The organism is Actinomycetospora sp. CA-101289, assembly GCF_050955895.1.
In the GTDB taxonomy this organism is placed as follows: domain Bacteria; phylum Actinomycetota; class Actinomycetes; order Mycobacteriales; family Pseudonocardiaceae; genus Actinomycetospora.
In genome coordinates, this window is the sequence record NZ_CP192093.1 from 2,533,753 (window position 1) to 2,550,743 (window position 16,991).

The window sequence follows — 16,991 nt, forward strand, 5'->3', positions numbered from 1 at the left end:
CGGGCCGTCACACCACGACGGCAGGACGACCGGGCCCGACACGTGCGCGAGGCGGTGACATGAGCACGGGAACCACCCCCGACGCGGGTGCCCTCTTCAGCGGGGGCGGCCGGGTCGGCGCGGACATGGCGCAGGTCGACTGGGCGACCACGCCGGTCGGGGCGCCGGACGCCTGGCCCACCCCGCTGCGCACCACCGTGCGCACGCTCCTGACCACGCGCTTCTCCATGTGGATGGCGTGGGGCCCCGAGCTCACCGTGTTCTACAACGACGCCTACTGGCGCGACACGCTGCAGTCCAAGCACCCGTGGGCGCTGGGCAAGCCCGCGCGCGTCATGTGGTCGGAGATCTGGGCCGACATCGGGCCCCGCATCGACTCCGTGCTCGAGACCGGGGTGGCCACCTGGGACGAGGACCTGCTGCTGTTCCTCGAGCGCAGCGGCTACGCCGAGGAGACGTACCACACGTTCTCCTACAGCCCGCTCGCCGACGACGAGGGCGTCGTGCGCGGGATGCTCTGCGTGGTCACCGAGAACACCGACCGCGTCGTCGGCGACCGGCGGATGGCCACGCTGCGCGACCTCGCCACCGCCATGGCCACCGCCCGCACCCAGGCCGACGTCCTCGGGGCCGCGGAGCGCGTGCTGCGCGAGAACGACCGCGACGTGCCGTTCGGCCTGGTCTACCTGCTCGACGAGGACGACGGCACCGCCCGCCTCGCGGCCAGCGCGGGCGCCGAGCCGGGCTCGGCCACGGCCCCCGAGGTGATCGCGCCGGGCGACGGCCCCTGGCCGCTGGATCGGGCCGCGGGCGGGACCACCACGGTGGTGGACGACCTCGCGGCGCGCTGCGGGCCCGACGTGCCGGTCGGCGCGTGGGAGCACCCGCCCTCGCAGGCCGTGCTCGTGCCCCTGCCCGCCGCACCCGGACAGGGCCCGGACGGCGCCTCCGGGCCCGGCACCGCCGGCGTCCTCGTCGTCGGCGCGAACCCCCACCGGCCCCTCGACGACCGGCTCTCGAGCTTCCTCCAGCTGGTCGGCGGGCAGATCGCCGCGGGCCTCGCGCGGGCCGGCAGCTACGAGGCCGAGCGCCGCCGCGCCGAGGCGCTGGCCGAGCTCGACCGGGCGAAGACCGACTTCTTCTCCAACGTCAGCCACGAGTTCCGCACCCCGCTGACGCTGATCATGGGCCCGGTCGAGGACCTGCGGGCGGCCGACGAGATCGACCCCGAGCGCTGGCGCGCCGAGCTCGAGGTGGTGCACCGCAACGGGCAGCGGCTCGGCCGGCTGGTCAACAGCCTGCTCGACTTCTCGCGCCTGCAGGCCGGCCGGCTCGAGCCCCGGTACGTGTCGACCGAGTTCGGGGCGGCGACGGGCGAGCTGGCGGGGGTGTTCCGCTCGGCGATGGACCGCGCCGGGCTCGAGTACGTCGTCGACACCCCGGCGGTGTCCCGCCCGGTGCTGCTCGACCGCGATGCGTGGGAGAAGGTCGTCCTCAACCTGCTCTCGAACGCGCTGAAGTTCACCGTCGAGGGCCGCATCGAGGTCCGCGTCGGGGCGCGCGAGGACGCCGCGGTGCTGCAGGTGATCGACACCGGCGTCGGCGTGCCCGCCGAGGAGCTGCCGCGGCTGTTCGAGCGCTTCCACCGCGTCGCGGGCACCCCGGCGCGCTCGGGGGAGGGCAGCGGCATCGGCCTGGCCCTGGTCCGCGAGCTGGTCGCGCTGCACGGCGGCGAGATCCGCGCGGAGAGCACGCCCGACGTCGGCACGACCATGACCGTCACCATCCCGTTCGGCCGCGCGCACCTGCCCGCCGAGCGGATCGTGGACGACACGGAGGACCCCGACCGGACCTCCGACGTCCCGCCGCCGCCCTCGCCGGACGCCGAGTCGTTCGTGGCCGAGGCGCTGCGCTGGCTGCCCGACACCGAGCCCCCGGACGACGGTCCGCCGACCCCGTCGCCGAGCGACACCACCGCCGACGTGATCACCGCGGCGGCGGCGCCCGGCCCCGCGGGCGGACGGATCCTGGTGGCCGACGACAACGCCGACATGCGGGCGTACCTGGAGCGCCTGCTCCGGCCGCGCCACCACGTCCGCCTCGTCGCCGACGGCGAGGACGCCCTCCGGAGCGCGCTCGCGGACCCGCCGGAGCTGGTCGTCTCCGACGTGATGATGCCGCGACGCGACGGCCTGTCCCTGCTCGCCGCGCTGCGCGCCGACGACCGCACCGCGCGGGTGCCGGTGCTGCTGCTCTCGGCGCGCGCCGGCCAGGAGGCCGCCGTCGAGGGCCTCGCCGCCCAGGCCGACGACTACCTCGTCAAGCCGTTCACCGCCCCCGAGCTGCGGGCGCGCGTCGAGGCCCACCTGCAGCTCGGGCGGGCACGGCGCCGCGCCGAGGACCGGTTCACGGCCATGGCCGACCTCGCGCCGGCGATGATCTGGGCGGCCGACCCCGACGGCGGTCGGGTGTTCCACAACGCCGGCTGGCGGCGGTTCACCGGCCGCGAGGAGGCCGACGAGCACGGCGACGGCTGGCAGGACGCCCTGCACCCCGACGACCGCGACCGCTACCGGGAGGTCACCGGCGCGGCGATGGCGGCCGGGGAGGGCTGGGAGGTCGAGTTCCGCCTGCGGCGCGCCGACGGCGCCCACCGCCGGGTCGTCGAGCACGCCGTGCCGCTGCCCGGCGAGGACGGTGTGTCGGGCTGGGTCGGCAGCTGCGTGGACGTCAACGCCCGCGCGCTCGAGGCCGACCGCCAGCGCCTGCTCGCCCGTGTGGGCGCCGAGCTCGACGGCGAGCCCGAGGTGGTCGACCGCCTCGAGCGCCTCGTCCACCTGCTCGTCGACGTCGGGCTCGCGGAGCACGCCACCGTGCGCTCCGTCGACGACGAGGAGCGGATCGGCGGGGGCCGCGTCGCCGTCCCGTCGACGGGCTCCGCCCCGGGCGCGGGACCCGGGACGCCGCCGGCGAACTCGCCGTCGGCCACCCGCGGGACGTCGGCGGCGACCTCGGACACGGTCCTCGCCGAGGAACGCGAGGCCGTCGCGTGCCGGGCCGAGGTCATGGTCGACGGAACGCTCGCGCTGCCGCTGCTGGTCCGCGACCGTCCGGTGGCGGTGCTGTCGCTGCGCCGGCACGCCGACGCGCCGGGCTGGACCGACGAGGACCGGGCGCTGGTGGGCGAGGTCGCCGACCGCGCCGCCCTCGCCCTGGACAACGCTCTGCTGCTGGCCGAGGAGCGGGCCACCGCCGACCGGCTGGCGCTGCTGCAGCGCGCGACCACCGAGCTCTCCGCCGCCGCCACGCCGGTCGAGGTGGCCGAGGTGACCGTCGAGCACCTCCAGGCCCTGTTCGGGCGCTCCGCGCGCGTCGCGGTGTTCGAGTACGAGCCCCGGGACGGGTCGCTGGTCCCGCTCGCGGCGCGCAACAACGACGCCCCGTCGGCCGAGCCGGGGCGGGAGCCGCCGACGCTGGTGAGCGCCGCGGTCGGCGGGGGCGAGCCGCTGTGGCTGCTCGGCGGCACCGACGGGGACCTGCTCGGCGAGGGCGCCGACGGGCGCGAGCGTGCCGACGACGTCGACCCCGCCGTGGTGGGGGTGCTGCGCGAGGCGGGCGTGCGCGGGGCGATGGCGCTGCCGCTGGTCGCCGCGGGCACCACCGTCGGGGCCATCGGCGTCGGGCTGCTCGACCGCGCCCGCATCTCGCGCACCGAGCGCAACACGCTCATGGCGCTGGCCGAGCCGTGCGGGATGGCGCTGGACCGGGCGCGGCTCTACCGCGCCGAGCACCAGATCGCCGACACCCTGCAGCGCAGCCTCCTGCCCCAGGCGCTGCCCGACATCGACCGCCTCGGCCTGGCCGTGCGCTACCTGCCCGGCGCGACCGGCACCCAGGCCGGCGGCGACTGGTACGACGTCGTGCAGCTCGACGACCAGCGCGTCGCGGTGGCCGTCGGCGACGTCGTCGGGCAGGGCACGGCCGCCGCGGCGGTGATGGGCCAGCTGCGCACGGCGCTGAGCGGCTACCTCCTCGCCGGGCACGGCCCGGCCGCGGCGCTCGGGCTGCTCGACGGGCTGACCGCGCGCATCCCGGGCGCCCGCGCGTCGACCGCGATGTGCCTGGTCCTCGACCCGCACCGCGGCGAGCTGCGGTGGGCGCGCGCCGGGCACCTGCCCGCGCTGCTCGTCGCGGCCGACGGCTCGCCCGTGCGCTACCTCGACGACCCCGCTGGGCACGGCCCCCTGCTCGGCCTGCCGCCCGACCGGCGCGGCCACGGCGAGGCCGTCGCCCAGCTCGAGCCGGGGGCGACCCTGCTGCTCTACACCGACGGGCTCGTCGAGCGCCGCGGCGAGTCCCTCGACGAGGGGCTCGCCCGCCTCGCCGACGCCGTCGAACGGCACCGGGAGGACGGGCCGGAGCCGCTGGCCACGATGCTGCTCGACGAGCTCGGCTCCCGCACCGACGACGTCGCGCTCGTCGTCGCCCGGCTGCTGCCGGCCCCGCTGGAGCTGCACCTGCCGGCCCGCCCCGAGTCGCTGGGCGCCATGCGCCGGCGGGTCGCGGCGTGGGCCCGGACCTCGGCCCTGCCCGACGTGGCCCTCGACGACCTGCAGCTCGCGCTGGGCGAGTCGGCCACCAACGCCGTCGAGCACGCCTACCGCGACGACGAGGACGGCGTCGTCGACGTGCGCGTCGCGCGCTGCGACGACGGCACCGTCGAGGTCGTCGTGCGCGACCACGGCACCTGGCGGCCGGTGCCCGCGGACCCCGGCTACCGCGGCCGCGGCCTCACGCTCGTGCGCGAGCTCACCGACGAGACCGAGGTGATCTCGCAGCCCGACGGCGGGACGCGCGTGCGCTTCCTGCTCGTGCCGGAGCAGGCCGGGGGACCCGAGGAGGACCCCGAGCCGCCGGCCGCGGACAGCGGTGACGAGGTCCCGGACGCCGTGGAGCCGCCACCCCCTGCGGGTACGCCGGCCACCTTCACTGTCGAGGACGACGCCGGCACCCGGCGGCTCGTCGTCCGCGGCGACCTCGACCTCGTCGCGGTGTCCGGCTGCCGCGAGGCCCTGCTCGAGGCCGTGGCGGCCAGCGCGCGGGTGGTGCTGGACCTGCGCGCCGTCGGGCACCTCGCGAGCGCCGGCGTCGGCCTGGTCCTCGAGGCCCTGCAGCGGGCGCGGGGGCGCGGCGCCGCGGCGGACCTGCGGACGCAGCCGGGGAGCGCGGCGGCGCGGGTGCTGGCGCTGTCGATGCCCGACGGGACCTGAGCCGGCCTAGCCGCCCCGGCCGAGCCCGGCTTCGCGGGCCCGGACGATCGCCTCGGCGCGGTCGGCCACGTGCAGCTTCGTGAAGATCGCCGACACCACGTTGCGCACGGTCTTGGGGGAGAGGAAGAGCGCCGAGGCGATTTGCGGGTTGGCGCGGCCCGCGGCGACGAGGTCGAGCACCTCGCGCTCGCGGGAGGTCAGCTCGGGGAAGACGTCGACGGTGGCGGCGCGCGGCGCGAGGAACTCGCCGACCCGCCGCGCCAGCGCCGGCCCGAAGATCGCGTCGCCCTCGGCGACCGCGGTCACGGCGCGCACGATCTCGGCCTTCGTGGCGCCCTTGAGCAGGTAGCCCCGGGCCCCGGCGCGCAGGGCGGCGAAGAGCGTCTCGTCCTCCTCGCTCATGGTCAGGACGACCACGCCGACGCCCGGGTCGGCGTCGACGATGCGCCGGGTGGCGGCGATCCCGTCGAGCACCGGCATCCGCACGTCCATGACGACGACGTCGGGGCGCAGCGTGGCCACGGTCTCGACGGCGGCGGCGCCGTCGGTGGCCGTGCGCACCACCTCGACCTCTTCCACCGTCGCGAGCAGCCCGGCCAGCCCGTCCAGGTAGACGGGGTGGTCGTCGGCGAGCACCACCCGGATCACGCGTCCCCTTCCCTCGGTGTCACGGCGCACGGCAGGTCGGCGCTGACCACCGTGCCCCCGCCGGGCGGGCAGGTGACGGTGGTGCGCCCCCCGAGCTCGGCCGCGCGCTCGCGCAGCGACAGCCTGCCCACCCCGGCGACGACGTCCGCGCCGATCCCGCGGCCGTCGTCGGCGACGGTGACGACCAGCCGGTCCTCGCCGCGCTCCAGGGTGACCTCGGCGCAGCTCGCGGTGGCGTGGCGCACGACGTTGGTGAGGGCCTCGGACGCGATCCGGAACGCGGCGACCTCGACGGCCGCGCTGAGCTCGCCGGGCTCGCCGTCGACGGCGATCACCAGCTCCTCGGTCGACAGCCGCCGGGCCAGGGTGCGCAGCGCGCCGAGCAGGCCGAGCTCGTCGAGCGCGGGCGGGCGCAGGTCGTGCACGAGGCGGCGGACGTCGGTGAGCAGCGCGCCGACGTCGGCGACGGCCTGCTCGAGCACCGCGTCGGCGCGCCCGGGGTCGCGGGCCGCGAGGCCCCGGGCGGTCTCGATGCGCAGGGTCACGGCGCCCAGCCCGGGGCCGAGGCTGTCGTGCAGGTCGCGGCGCAGGCGCCGCCGCTCCTCCTCGCGGGCGGTGACGAGACCCTCGCGGGCGCTCTGCAGCGACGCCGAGAGCGCGCCGGCCCGCGCGGCCCCGGCGGCCTGGCGCAGCAGGTCGCCGAGCAGCCGCTGGTCGGATTCGGAGAGCCGGCGCCCCTCGGCCACCACGACCCGTCCGATCGACTCCTCGCGGTAGCGGATCGGGAGCTCCACGGTGGGGCTGTCGGTGTGCCCGTGCTCGACGACGGCCCGCGCCCCGTCGGCGCGGTCGATCTCGACGCGCACGTACGGCAGCTTGAACGCCTCGGCCACCGAGCGCGCCAGGGCCGCGAGCTGCTCGCCGGGCGCCACCGCGGTCTCCAGCCGCCCGGCGAGGGTGGCGACGGCGGCGTACGGGTCGTCGCGCGACCCGCGGGTCAGCCGCCGCGCCGCGCGCCAGAGCCGGGAGCGCAGCGGGGTGTAGAGCACCGCGACGACGGCCACCGCGACCAGTGCCGAGTCGCGGTCGTCGAAGGCCGCGCCGGCGACCAGCAGCACGACCCCGTCCACCGCGAGCACCAGCAGCGCCAGCGCGACCGCGACCAGCGTCGTGGGCAGCAGCCGGTCGATCTCGTAGAGGCGTTCGCGGACCACCGCGGTGACGATCGCGCCGCAGGTGACCGTGATCGCGACGAGCAGGGCGACCGTCGGCCACGGCTCGGCGAGCAGGAGACCGACGCCGATGACGATCAGGTCGACCAGGCCGGCCCAGACGAGCCAGCGCAACTGCAGGCGCCGCCGCCCCGTCGCCCGCCGATAGCGGACCGCGATCACGGCGAACGGCACGACCATGCCCAGCGGCACGAGCGCGAACGCGACGTCGAGCACGACCGGCCAGAACGGCAGCGCGATCGGGTGCGGGTCGAGGTCGAGCGCCGACTCGACGGGCGAGAGCACGCCCCCGGCGCGGGCCACGACGACCGCCGCGGGCACGAACAGCAGGCTGACCGGCAGCAGCGCGGTGCCCGCCAGGCTCGCGACCGCGAGCGGGCGGCCGACCCGGCCCCGCGGCGGCCGGCCGTCGGGGAACAGCAGCAGCGCCAGCGGCAGCGCGAGCAGCAGGAAGGAGCCGTAGCGCGCGCCGACCGCGTACGCGAAGGAGGCGCCCGGCAGGCCGGGGCTGACCGCGACCGCCTCGACGAGCCAGCCCTGGGCGAGCGCCGTCGCGAGCCAGCCCGCCCCGGCGACGGCGAGGACCCGCCCGACCGGCCGGCCCCGGCGGTCGGCGCCCCGGAGCACGAGCAGCCCCGAGAACAGCAGGACGAGGCCGGGGAGGATGTCGGCGATCCCGCCGCTCTCGCCGACCGCGACGACGACGTCGCGGTGGCGCACCTCGAGCGCGACGACGACGGCGGCGACCGCCAGCCCGGCGAGTGCGGCGAGGGCCAGCGCGACGTCGCGGCGGCGGCCGGTGTCCGGGCCGGCCGAGGACCCGGAGTGCTCGGGGGACCCGTGCCCGATCACCGGCACCGGGGCGCTCGCGGGGCGCTCGGCCGTGGATCGCACGCGGACGATCGTTGCAGGTCGGGCGGTCGGTGTCCCCGCGTCGGCGTCCCCTCCTGGTCCCGATCCGTGTCCCGGGTGGTCGGGACGACGTCGGGACCGGCGCGGGGCGCGCGGCCCTGCCGGGCAGGACCGCCGGCCGCGCAGAGTCCTCGCCATGCCCCAGGCCGACCGCCTCATCGCCGACCACTTCAGCACCGACCGCTTCAGCACCGACCGCTTCAGCACCGACCGCTTCTCCCGGGAGCCCGCCATGACGACCGTCCGCACCACGCCCGCCCGTGCCCGCACCGACGCCCCGGTCACCTCCGCGGTGGTGTCGCCCGGCTCCGGGAGCCCGGGGGCCCGCGCCGGGACCGGGCGGCTGCGGCTGCTCGGTGCCGGTCTCGCCGTCGGCGCCACCGCCTACGCCGTCCCGTTCATGCTCTACGGCGGCGAGGAGACCGGGTCCGGCCGCTTCGTGATCGATCTGTCCGGGGTGTTCTTCCAGCTCGGCGTGTTCTGCCTGCTCGCCGCCATGTGGCGGACGCGGGCCACGGGCACCTCGCGCCTGGCCCGCGCCGTGATCGTCGTGGAGTCGGTGGTCCTGGCCGTCGCCACCGTCCAGTCGCTGCTGACCCTGCCCTCGATGGGCGGCGAGTGGAGCGCCGCGGCGACCGCCCTCGACCCGTTCTGGCCGCTGTCGATGCTGGGCATGGCGATCCTGGGCGTGAAGGTCGCCGTCGCCGGCCGCTGGCGCGGCGCCCTGCGGGCGTGGCCCGTGGTCGCCGAGACCTGGATCTTCGTCGCGCTGCCCGCGATGGCGCTGCTCGGCCCGGCGGTCGGTTCGGTCATCGCCGGCGGGCACTTCGTCGTCGGCTACGGCGTCCTGGGTCTCCTGCTCGCGGTGCGCCCCGACCTGGCGGTGCGCGACTGACGGTGGCTCCGCGTACTGACCGAAGGGCCCCGTCGCTCGAGTAGACCGAGCGAAGGGGCCCTTCGCTCATCTCACGTTCCGCCCCGCCCGGCCGGGGGCAACCGTCCGGCATGGAGTACCGCACGCTCGGACGGTCGGGACTGAAGGTCTCGACGATGACCATGGGCACGATGACGTTCGGTGGCAGGGGCGGGTTCGAGAAGCTCGGCGCCACCGACGTCGAGGGCGCCACGCGCCAGATCGACCTGTGCGTCGACCACGGCGTCAACCTCGTCGACACCGCCGACATGTACTCGGCGGGCGTGTCCGAGGAGATCGTCGGGCAGGCCACCAAGAACCACCGCGACGACCTGTTCCTCGCCACCAAGTGCCGCTTCCCGTTGGGCGACGGGCCCAACGACGGCGGCGCCTCGCGCCAGCACATCGTCAAGAGCGTCGAGGACAGCCTCCGCCGCCTCGACGTGCAGCACATCGACCTCTACCAGCTCCACGGCTGGGACGGCGTGACGCCGCTGGAGGAGACGCTCGAGGCGCTCGACACCCTCGTCAGCAAGGGCAAGATCCGCTACATCGGGTGCTCGAACTACTCGGCCTGGCACATCATGAAGGCACTCGGGGTGTCCGAGCGCGGGGAGTACCAGCGCTTCGTCTCCCAGCAGATCCACTACACGCTGCAGGCCCGCGAGGCCGAGAACGAGCTGGTCCCGGTGTCGGTCGACCAGGGCCTCGGCATCCTCGTGTGGAGCCCGATCGCGGGCGGCCTGCTCTCGGGCAAGTTCCGCCGCGGCCAGGACGACCCGGAGACCTCGCGCCACCTCGGCGAGTGGTCCGAGCCGCCGGTCCACGACCGCGAGCGGCTCTACGACATCATCGAGGTCGCCGCGGAGGTGGCCGACGCCCACGGCGTCTCGGTCGCGCAGGTGGCCAACGCCTGGCTGCTGCGCAAGCCCGGCGTGACCTCGCTGGTCATCGGGGCCCGCACCGAGGAGCAGCTCACCGACAACCTGGCGGCCGCCGAGCTCGCGCTCACCGACGACGAGGTCGCCCGCCTCGACGAGGTCTCGGCGACGCCGCTGCTCTACCCCTACTGGCACCAGAAGAACACGATCACCGACCGGCTCTCGCCGGCGGACGCGACGCTGCTCGACCGCTGACCGGTCACACCACGGGTACCGTCAGCGCGGCGACCAGGCCGGTGGCCGGGTCGCCGCCCATCCGTGCAAGCTGGCTGTCCACGCCGTCGGCGAACACGGTGTCGTCGGTCAGCGTGACGTCGTCGAGGTTGCCGGTGCTGTCCTCGTAGCCGGACAGCGCGTACACCTGCCGGCACACCGACTCGGGGAACGCGAGCTGCGAGGTGGTGATCGCGGCGTCGCCGCCGGTCGCCCGCGCGAGGTCCGGGTAGACCTCGAAGTGCACGTGCGGCCAGCGTCCCGCGTAGGCGGCCGGGAAGATGCTGGTGAACGTCACCCGGCCGTCCCTGTCGGCGACCTGGACGCCGCGCAGGTAATTCTGGTCGGCGACGTCGTAGAGCGAGTAGGCGCCCGAGCGGTCGCAGTGCCACACGTACACCGCGGCGCCGGGCAGGGCGACGCCGGCCGCCGAGGTCACCGTGAGGTCGAGGGTGAGCGGAGCGCCCTCGGCGACGCCGGTCAGCGCGCCGAAGCTCGGGCGGATGTCGCGACGGACCACGCCCGCCTCCTGCAGCACGTTCGGCCCGTTGCTGCCGTCGCCGGGGAACGGGCCGGCGGTCTCCTGGGGGATCTCGCCGGGCGACCCGGACTCGACGGCCCCACCGGGCCCGCCCGCCTCGCCCCGCCCGGGACGGTCGGGGGGCGCGCAGGCGGCGGCCAGGCCGGCGAGGCCCGCACCGCCGAGGAGTGCGAGGGCCCGGCGCCGACCGAGCAGCCGCGGCAGGTCGGCGCGCAGGCCGGCGTCGTGGTCGTGCGGTCCGGACGGGGTGGTCATCGACGCTCCGGGGGTCGCGCGGGGGGTGGGCGGCGCCCAGGATGGTCGCGTTTCCTGTGCCCTCGCTGAGCGCGGGACCTGGCCCGGCCCGGCGGCGTGCGGGATGCTGCGCCGGGTGACCACGGCGCCGGGCACCGCGAGCGCGGTGCTGGTCGGCCGGCGCTGGGAGCTCGCGCTGCTCGAGGCCCGGCTCGACGCCGCGCGCGCCGGGACGGGCGGGTTGGTGCTGTGCGCGGGGGAGCCGGGGATCGGCAAGACGCGGCTCGCCCAGGAGCTCGCCGGCCGGGCGCTGGCGCGCGGGGTGGCGGTCGCGTGGGGGCGGTGCGCCGAGGCCGAGGGGGCGCCGGCGTTCTGGCCCTGGCGCCAGGTGCTGCGCGGCCTCGGCGCGGACGTCGGCGTGCTGGGAGGCGACGGGTCGGCGCCCGAGGAGCGCTTCCGCGTGGTGGAGGACGTGCTCGCCGCCCTGGGGACGGCCGGGGCGCGGGACGGGCTCCTCGTCGTCGTCGACGACGTCCACCGCGGCGACGAGCCGTCGCTCGACGTCCTGCGCCACGTCGCCCCGGCCCTCGGCGGGCTCCGGGTGCTCCTGCTCGCCGCCTATCGGGACGCCGACCCGGGGAGCCCGCTGCCGCGGGTGCTGCCCGAGCTCGCGGGCGCGCCGGGTGCCGAGCGCGTCGACCTGCACGGCTTCGACCTCGGCGAGGTGCGCGCCCAGCTGGGCGACGCCGCGGACGACGCGACCGCGCGCCGGCTCCTCGACGTCACCTGCGGGAACCCCCTGTTCGTCCGCGAGGTCGCGCGGGCGATGGCCGACGGCTCCTGGCGCCCCGACCGACCGCCCCGCTCCGTGCTCGAGGTGGTCACCGCCCGGCTCGACCGGCTCGGACCCGGCGCGCGGCGCCTCGTGCAGGCCGCCGCGGTCGTCGGGCGGGACTTCTCGCTCGGGCTGATCGCCGCGGCGCTCGGCGAGCCACCCGCGGCGTGCGTGGGGTGGCTCGACGAGGTGCGGGCCCACGGGCTCGTCGACGAGACGGGGCCGGGCGACCACCGCTTCGTCCACGCGCTGACCCGCGACGCGGTCGAGGCCTCGCTGTCCACCGACGAGCGGGTCGCGCGGCACCGTGCGGTCGCCGAGGCGATCGAGGCCCGGGCGGCCGGGGACCTCGCCGAGCACCTCGCGGACATCGCCCGGCACTGGCGCGAGCTCGCGCCCCACGGGGAGGCGGCCCGGGCCCGCGCGTGGACCGCCCGCGCGGCCGCCGACGCCGTCGCCCGCGGCGCGCCCGAGGAGGGCGCCCGGCTCTACCGGGTGGCCCTCGCGATCGATCCCGACGTGCTGCCGGCGGGCGAGCGGAGCGCCCTGGCCGCGGCGCTCGGCCGGGCCCTGGGCGCGGCGGGGGAGGTGGGCGCCGCGGTGGAGGCCGCGTCCCGGGCCGGCGAGGCCGCGCGGATCGCGGGCCGCCCGGACCTGCTGGCCGAGGCCGCGCTGGTGCTCGAGGCGGTGCCCGACGCGGCGGTGAACGCCGTCGCCACCGCGCTCGTCGAGGAGGCGCTCGCGGGGCCGGCCGTCGGGGAGCACGACGCCCTGCACGCCCGCCTGCTCGCCTCGCGCAGCCAGCTGGCCTTCTACGCGGGCGACCAGGAGCGCGTCACCGCGCTGAGCGCGCAGGCCCTGGCCCTGGCCCGGGACAGCGGCGACGACGGCGCGCTCTCGGCCGCGCTGCGCGCCCGGCACGAGGCCTGCCCCGGTCCTCCCGGCCGCGGGGAGCGCGCGGACCTCGCCACCGAGATGATCACTCTCGGTCGCCGGACCGGCAGCGCGCGCAGCGCGATGTGGGGCGAGCTCTGGCGGATCGACACACTGGTCGAGCAGGGGCGCCTGCGCGACGCGGCCGACGAGCTCGCCGTCCTCCGGGTGGCCACCGAGGGGGTGGGCGGGCCGGTCCCGGCCTGGCACCTCGACCGGGTGGGCGCCTGCGTCGCGCAGGCGCAGGGCCGGTACGAGGAGGCGGCGGCCGCGGCCGGGCGCGGGTTCGAGCGCATGCGCCCGGTGGAGCCCGCTCCCGCGACCGGGGCGTTCTTCGGCCTCCACACCGCCCTGTCCCGCCACGTCGGGGTCCGGCCGGAGGCGCAGCGGTTCCTCGCCGCGGTCTTCGATCCGCCCCCGCGGTTCCGGACGCAGTTCCGGATCGCCCACGCGGCCCTGTTCCTGGCCGCAGGGCGACGGGACGAGGCCGCGGCGTCGTACCAGCAGGCCGGCCCGGTCGCCTCGTGGTCGCTGCCGGTCTTCTTCGTGCTGTCCGCCCGGGCCTCGGCGGCCGCGATCTGCGGCGAGCTCGGCCTCCGCGACGACCTCGCCGTCCTGCTCGAGCACCTCGAGCCGTTCCGCGGCGGGTACGCCGCCGGCAGCGGGGTCTTCTTCCTGGGCCCGGTCGAGCTGGCGCTCGGGCGCGGAGCCCTCGACCTCGGCCGCCCCGACGCGGCCGTCGACGACCTCACCGCGGCGGTGGACGCCGCGGAGCGGGCCGGCGCGCCCGGCTTCGTCGCCGAGGCGCGGTACCACCTCGCGGTCGCCCTGCACGAGCGCGGCGAGCCGGGGGACCGCGAGCGCGCCGCCGCCGCCGCGGTCGACGCCGACCGGCTCGCCCGCGCCCTCGGCATGGCCGCGTACGTCGACCGCACGGCGGCGCTGGTCGAGCGGCTGCGGCCCGACCCGCGCCACGACCTGACCTCGCGGGAGGCCGAGGTGGCCGCGCTGGTCGCCGACGGGCTGACGAACCGGCGGATCGCGTCCCGGCTCGGCATCTCGGAGCGCACGGCCGAGACCCACGTCCAGCACATCCTCACCAAGCTCGGGTTCACGTCGCGGAGCCAGATCGCCGGGTGGGAGGTACGTAGCCGCCTCCGTGGTCCTGCGGATGGCCGCGGGGGCGCGGCTCCCTAGCGTCGTCCGTGCGGCCGATCCGGGCCGCGGGGACGAGGAGGACGACATGGAGTGGATCGGGGTGGCGACGCCGCCGCTGACGACCGTCGAGCAGTTCGACGCGGTGATCGCGCGGACCGGCGAGCCCGCGGGGCTCGAGGCGCGCTGGTGCGGGCGGACCGCGGACGGGGAGCTGCGCATCATCACCGTCTGGACGTCGAAGGAGCACGCCGACCGCTTCTTCGCCGAGAAGCTCGGCCCGGCGCTGGCTCAGGTGATCGGGCCGGAGCCCCAGGGGCCGTCGCGCATGCTGGGCCTCGAGGTGCTCCGGAGCTGGGTGCTCGCACCGGTCGGCTGACGGCCTCCCGCCGACCACACTCCGCGATCGGTCATCCTGGGGGAAGTCGAGGCGGGAGGTCGAGGGTGTCGGGTCCGCGCAGCGCGAAGGCCGTCGCGCACGAGCAGAACAAGCGCACGATCGTCGAGCTGACCGCGTGGATCACGGTGGCGGCCGCCGTGCTGGTGGTGGCGCTGCACGCGGGCATCTCGGCGTCGTCGACGGCGGCGGACGTGCCCCGGGTGACCACGGCCGAGTACCGCTGGTGATCGAGCTCTGGAACGTCTCGCGGGCCCTCGGGCTCGTCGCCCTCCTGCTGCTCAGCGTCGTGCTGGCCCTCGGCGCACTGCACAACACCACGTTGAGCCGCGCCGCGACCCAGGCCCTGCCGCGGTTCGTGGTGGTGGCGCTGCACCGCAACCTCGCGCTGATCACCGTGGTCTTCGTGGCGCTGCACGTCGTGGCGGTGCTGGTCACGCCCTACCTGCCGCTGCGCTGGTACCACCTCGTCGTCCCCGGGACGGCGTCGTTCAACCCGTGGCCGGTGGGGCTCGGCGCGGTCGCGCTGGACCTGCTCCTCGCGGTGGTGATCTCCAGCAGCCTGCGGCGGTACCTCTCGAAGCGCGCGTGGCTGGTCGTGCACTGGAGCGCCTACGTCTGCTTCCCGGTGGCCGTGGCGCACGCCGTCGCCAACGCGTCGTTCCGCGGCGGCACCTGGTGGACGCTCGTGGTGCCGCTGCTCGCGACCGCCCTCGTCGTCGCGTCGCTGATCCAGCGGCGGGCGGCGCGGCGGCGCCCGGCGCTCCCGCTCGCCGGCCGCGGGCGCACCGACCCGGTCGAGGCCCGGCGCGCCGCCGACCACGCGACGGGGCAGCAGCCAACCATCAACCCCGAGGCGCGCCCGCCCCGTCCGTGATCGGCTACGGGGCCTCGCGCATCCGCTCGCGCATCTGCTCGAGCGCGGCGATGAGCGTCTTCGCGTCGTAGGGGCCGAGGTGGCGCCGGGGGCGCGAGCCGCGGATGCCGAGGAAGAAGGTGGGGGTGCCGGGCAGCTCGCTGCCGCGGGCGTCGATCTGGTCGTCGGTGACGCGGCGGGTGACCTCGCCGTCGCGCAGGTCGTCCTCGAGCCGGTCGACGTCGAGGCCGAGGTCGGCGCAGTAGCCCAGCAGGCTCTCGCGGTCGAGGGCGTCGCTGTGGGCGAAGAACGTGTCGTGCACGTCCCAGAACCGGCCCTGCTCGGACGCGGCCTCCGCGACCTCGGCGGCGAGGCGGGCGTTGGGGTGGACGTCCTCGAGCGGGAAGTGGCGGAACACGTAGCGCACCTCGTTGCCGAAGTACGCCCGCACCTCGCGGGTGGAGCCGGTGGCCTTGCTGCAGAACGGGCACTCGAAGTCGCCGTACTCGACGATCGTCAGCGGCGCGTCGACCGGCCCGCGGATGTGGTCGCGGCGCGGGTCGACCGTGCGCAGGAGCACCGAGGACACGTCGAAGGGCTCGGGACGCAGGCGTGCGCCGACCCGGAACACCAGCGCGCCGAGCCCGAGCGCGATCACGGACGCGGCGAGCACGCCCACGCGCGCCTCGTCGGCGAGGAGCGGGTCGGGGAGGGCCAGGTCGACGATGAACAGCGAGATCGTGAACCCGATGCCCGAGAGCGCCGCGCCGCCGCCGACCTGGGTCGCCGTCAGACCGGGCGCGATGCTGCCCGGGCGCAGCCGCGCCATCACCGCCGTCGCCCCGCTGATGCCGACGAACTTGCCGACGACGAGGCCGAGCACGACGCCCCAGGTCAGCGGCGAGGTCGCGGCTGCCTGCAGCGTCTCGGCCGTCAGCGGGACGCCCGCGTTGGCCAGCGCGAACACCGGCACGATGATGAACGCGGTGTAGGGCTGCCAGAGGCGCATGAGGCGCTCGTTGACCGACACCGCGCGTTCCAGGCCGAGCCGGGCGGAGCGGGCGTACTCGGGGTTGGGCGACTGGCGGAACGCCCGCGTCAGCTCGGCCGCCCGCTCGACCTCGTGCCGGCGTGGGGGGTAGACGGGCAGCAGCAGCGCGATGAGCACCCCGGCGAGCGTCGCGTGCACGCCGGACGCGTAGAACGCCACCCAGGTGATCACGGAGATCAGCAGGTAGGCGCCGCCGCGCCAGACCTGCAGGCGCCGCAGCTGGAACACGGCGAGCAGTCCGACCCCGGCGATGACCAGGGGCAGCACGCGCAGCTCGTCGGTGTAGACCAGCGCGATGATCGCCAGCGCGCCGACGTCGTCGGCGACGGCGAGGGTCAGCAGGAAGATCCGCAGGCGCTCGGCCCGGCGTGGCCCGACCACGGCGAGGGCCCCGAGCAGGAACGCGGTGTCGGTGGAGATCACGACGCCCCACGCCGACGCCTGCTCGCCGCCGGGGTTGAGCAGGAGGAACAGGACCGCGGGCAGGGCGAGCCCGGCGAGGGCCGCCGCGAGCGGGACCACGGCCTTGGACCGGTCCCGCAGCTCGCCCATCGCGAACTCGCGCTTGACCTCCAGGCCGATGACGAAGAAGAACAGCGCCATCAGCCCGTCGTTGACCCAGTGCTGCAGGTCGAGGTCGATGCCCACGTCGCCGACGGAGATCGCGAGCCGCGTGTGCCAGAAGGCGTCGTAGGTGTCGCTCCACGGGGAGTTCGCCCACACCAGGGCGAGCACCGTCGCGACGAGGACGAACACGGCGGCGAGCGACTCGCTCGCGTCGCCCCGGCGGGCCTGGGCGATGCGCTCGAGGGCGCCGTGCCACCGGGGGCGGCTCTCCGTGACGTCGGCCATGCCGGGAC

At 76.7% G+C, this 16,991-nt stretch carries 11 protein-coding genes; 7 read left to right on the forward strand and 4 right to left on the reverse strand.

Going from position 1 to position 16,991, the window contains the following annotated elements:
• Window positions 1–59 precede the first annotated feature (59 nt).
• A complete protein-coding gene (locus ACQPX6_RS12635; RefSeq protein WP_433787664.1) occupies window positions 60–5,270 on the forward strand; it encodes a SpoIIE family protein phosphatase in 5,211 nt (1,736 codons plus the stop codon).
• Window positions 5,271–5,276: 6 nt separating this feature from the next.
• Here ACQPX6_RS12635 and ACQPX6_RS12640 read toward each other — a convergent pair whose 3' ends face one another.
• Window positions 5,277–5,918, reverse strand: coding sequence for a response regulator (locus ACQPX6_RS12640; RefSeq protein ID WP_433787665.1), 642 nt, complete (start codon window positions 5,916–5,918; stop codon window positions 5,277–5,279).
• A complete protein-coding gene (locus ACQPX6_RS12645) occupies window positions 5,915–8,044 on the reverse strand; it encodes a sensor histidine kinase (protein WP_433787666.1) in 2,130 nt (709 codons plus the stop codon). Before ACQPX6_RS12645 ends, ACQPX6_RS12640 begins: the two co-directional genes overlap by 4 nt.
• 154 nt (window positions 8,045–8,198) lie before the next feature.
• On the opposite strand from ACQPX6_RS12645, the gene ACQPX6_RS12650 reads away from it, so the two are divergent.
• Together ACQPX6_RS12650 and ACQPX6_RS12655 are read left to right on the forward strand one after the other, a co-directional pair.
• On the forward strand, window positions 8,199–8,957 hold the full coding sequence (locus tag ACQPX6_RS12650; RefSeq protein WP_433787667.1) for a hypothetical protein: 759 nt from the start codon (window positions 8,199–8,201) through the stop codon (window positions 8,955–8,957).
• 155 nt (window positions 8,958–9,112) lie between these two features.
• Window positions 9,113–10,111: an aldo/keto reductase gene (locus ACQPX6_RS12655; protein ID WP_433787668.1), complete on the forward strand. Its 999-nt coding sequence runs from the start codon at window positions 9,113–9,115 to the stop codon at window positions 10,109–10,111.
• Window positions 10,112–10,115: 4 nt separating this feature from the next.
• Here ACQPX6_RS12655 and ACQPX6_RS12660 read toward each other — a convergent pair whose 3' ends face one another.
• Entirely contained in the window at window positions 10,116–10,925 is an 810-nt protein-coding gene (locus tag ACQPX6_RS12660; protein WP_433787669.1) for an intradiol ring-cleavage dioxygenase, read from the reverse strand.
• A 115-nt stretch (window positions 10,926–11,040) separates the two neighbouring features.
• Here ACQPX6_RS12660 and ACQPX6_RS12665 point away from each other — a divergent pair, with 115 nt between their 5' ends.
• From ACQPX6_RS12665 to ACQPX6_RS12680, 4 genes are all read left to right on the forward strand, one after another.
• Entirely contained in the window at window positions 11,041–13,869 is a 2,829-nt protein-coding gene (locus tag ACQPX6_RS12665) for an ATP-binding protein (RefSeq protein WP_433787670.1), read from the forward strand.
• A gap of 46 nt (window positions 13,870–13,915) precedes the next feature.
• Window positions 13,916–14,206, forward strand: a complete 291-nt coding sequence (locus tag ACQPX6_RS12670; protein WP_433787671.1) for a hypothetical protein — start codon at window positions 13,916–13,918, stop codon at window positions 14,204–14,206.
• Window positions 14,207–14,271: 65 nt separating this feature from the next.
• The gene (locus ACQPX6_RS12675; RefSeq protein WP_433787672.1) at window positions 14,272–14,454 is read left to right on the forward strand and encodes a hypothetical protein; all 183 of its coding nucleotides are present in this window, start codon (window positions 14,272–14,274) and stop codon (window positions 14,452–14,454) included.
• Window positions 14,451–15,101 carry a ferric reductase-like transmembrane domain-containing protein gene (locus tag ACQPX6_RS12680; protein WP_433787673.1) on the forward strand — a complete coding sequence of 217 codons (651 nt, stop codon included), beginning with the start codon at window positions 14,451–14,453 and terminating at the stop codon, window positions 15,099–15,101. The genes ACQPX6_RS12675 and ACQPX6_RS12680 overlap by 4 nt, the downstream gene beginning before the upstream one ends.
• Window positions 15,102–15,105: 4 nt before the next feature.
• Here the strand turns inward: ACQPX6_RS12680 and nhaA are convergent, their stop codons facing one another.
• Window positions 15,106–16,983, reverse strand: a complete 1,878-nt coding sequence (nhaA, locus tag ACQPX6_RS12685) for a Na+/H+ antiporter NhaA (protein WP_433787674.1) — start codon at window positions 16,981–16,983, stop codon at window positions 15,106–15,108.
• Window positions 16,984–16,991: the final 8 nt, after the last annotated feature.

Excerpts from the sequence above, each read along its gene's own strand:
- ACQPX6_RS12670 (WP_433787671.1), top strand. The coding sequence starts at position 13,916 with ATGGAGTGGATCGGGGTGGCGACGCCGCCGCTGACGACCGTCGAGCAG.
- ACQPX6_RS12660 (WP_433787669.1), bottom strand. The coding sequence starts at position 10,925 with ATGACCACCCCGTCCGGACCGCACGACCACGACGCCGGCCTGCGCGCC.
- nhaA (WP_433787674.1), bottom strand. The coding sequence starts at position 16,983 with ATGGCCGACGTCACGGAGAGCCGCCCCCGGTGGCACGGCGCCCTCGAG.
- ACQPX6_RS12655 (WP_433787668.1), top strand. The coding sequence starts at position 9,113 with ATGACCATGGGCACGATGACGTTCGGTGGCAGGGGCGGGTTCGAGAAG.
- ACQPX6_RS12650 (WP_433787667.1), top strand. The coding sequence starts at position 8,199 with ATGCCCCAGGCCGACCGCCTCATCGCCGACCACTTCAGCACCGACCGC.
- ACQPX6_RS12635 (WP_433787664.1), top strand. The coding sequence starts at position 60 with ATGAGCACGGGAACCACCCCCGACGCGGGTGCCCTCTTCAGCGGGGGC.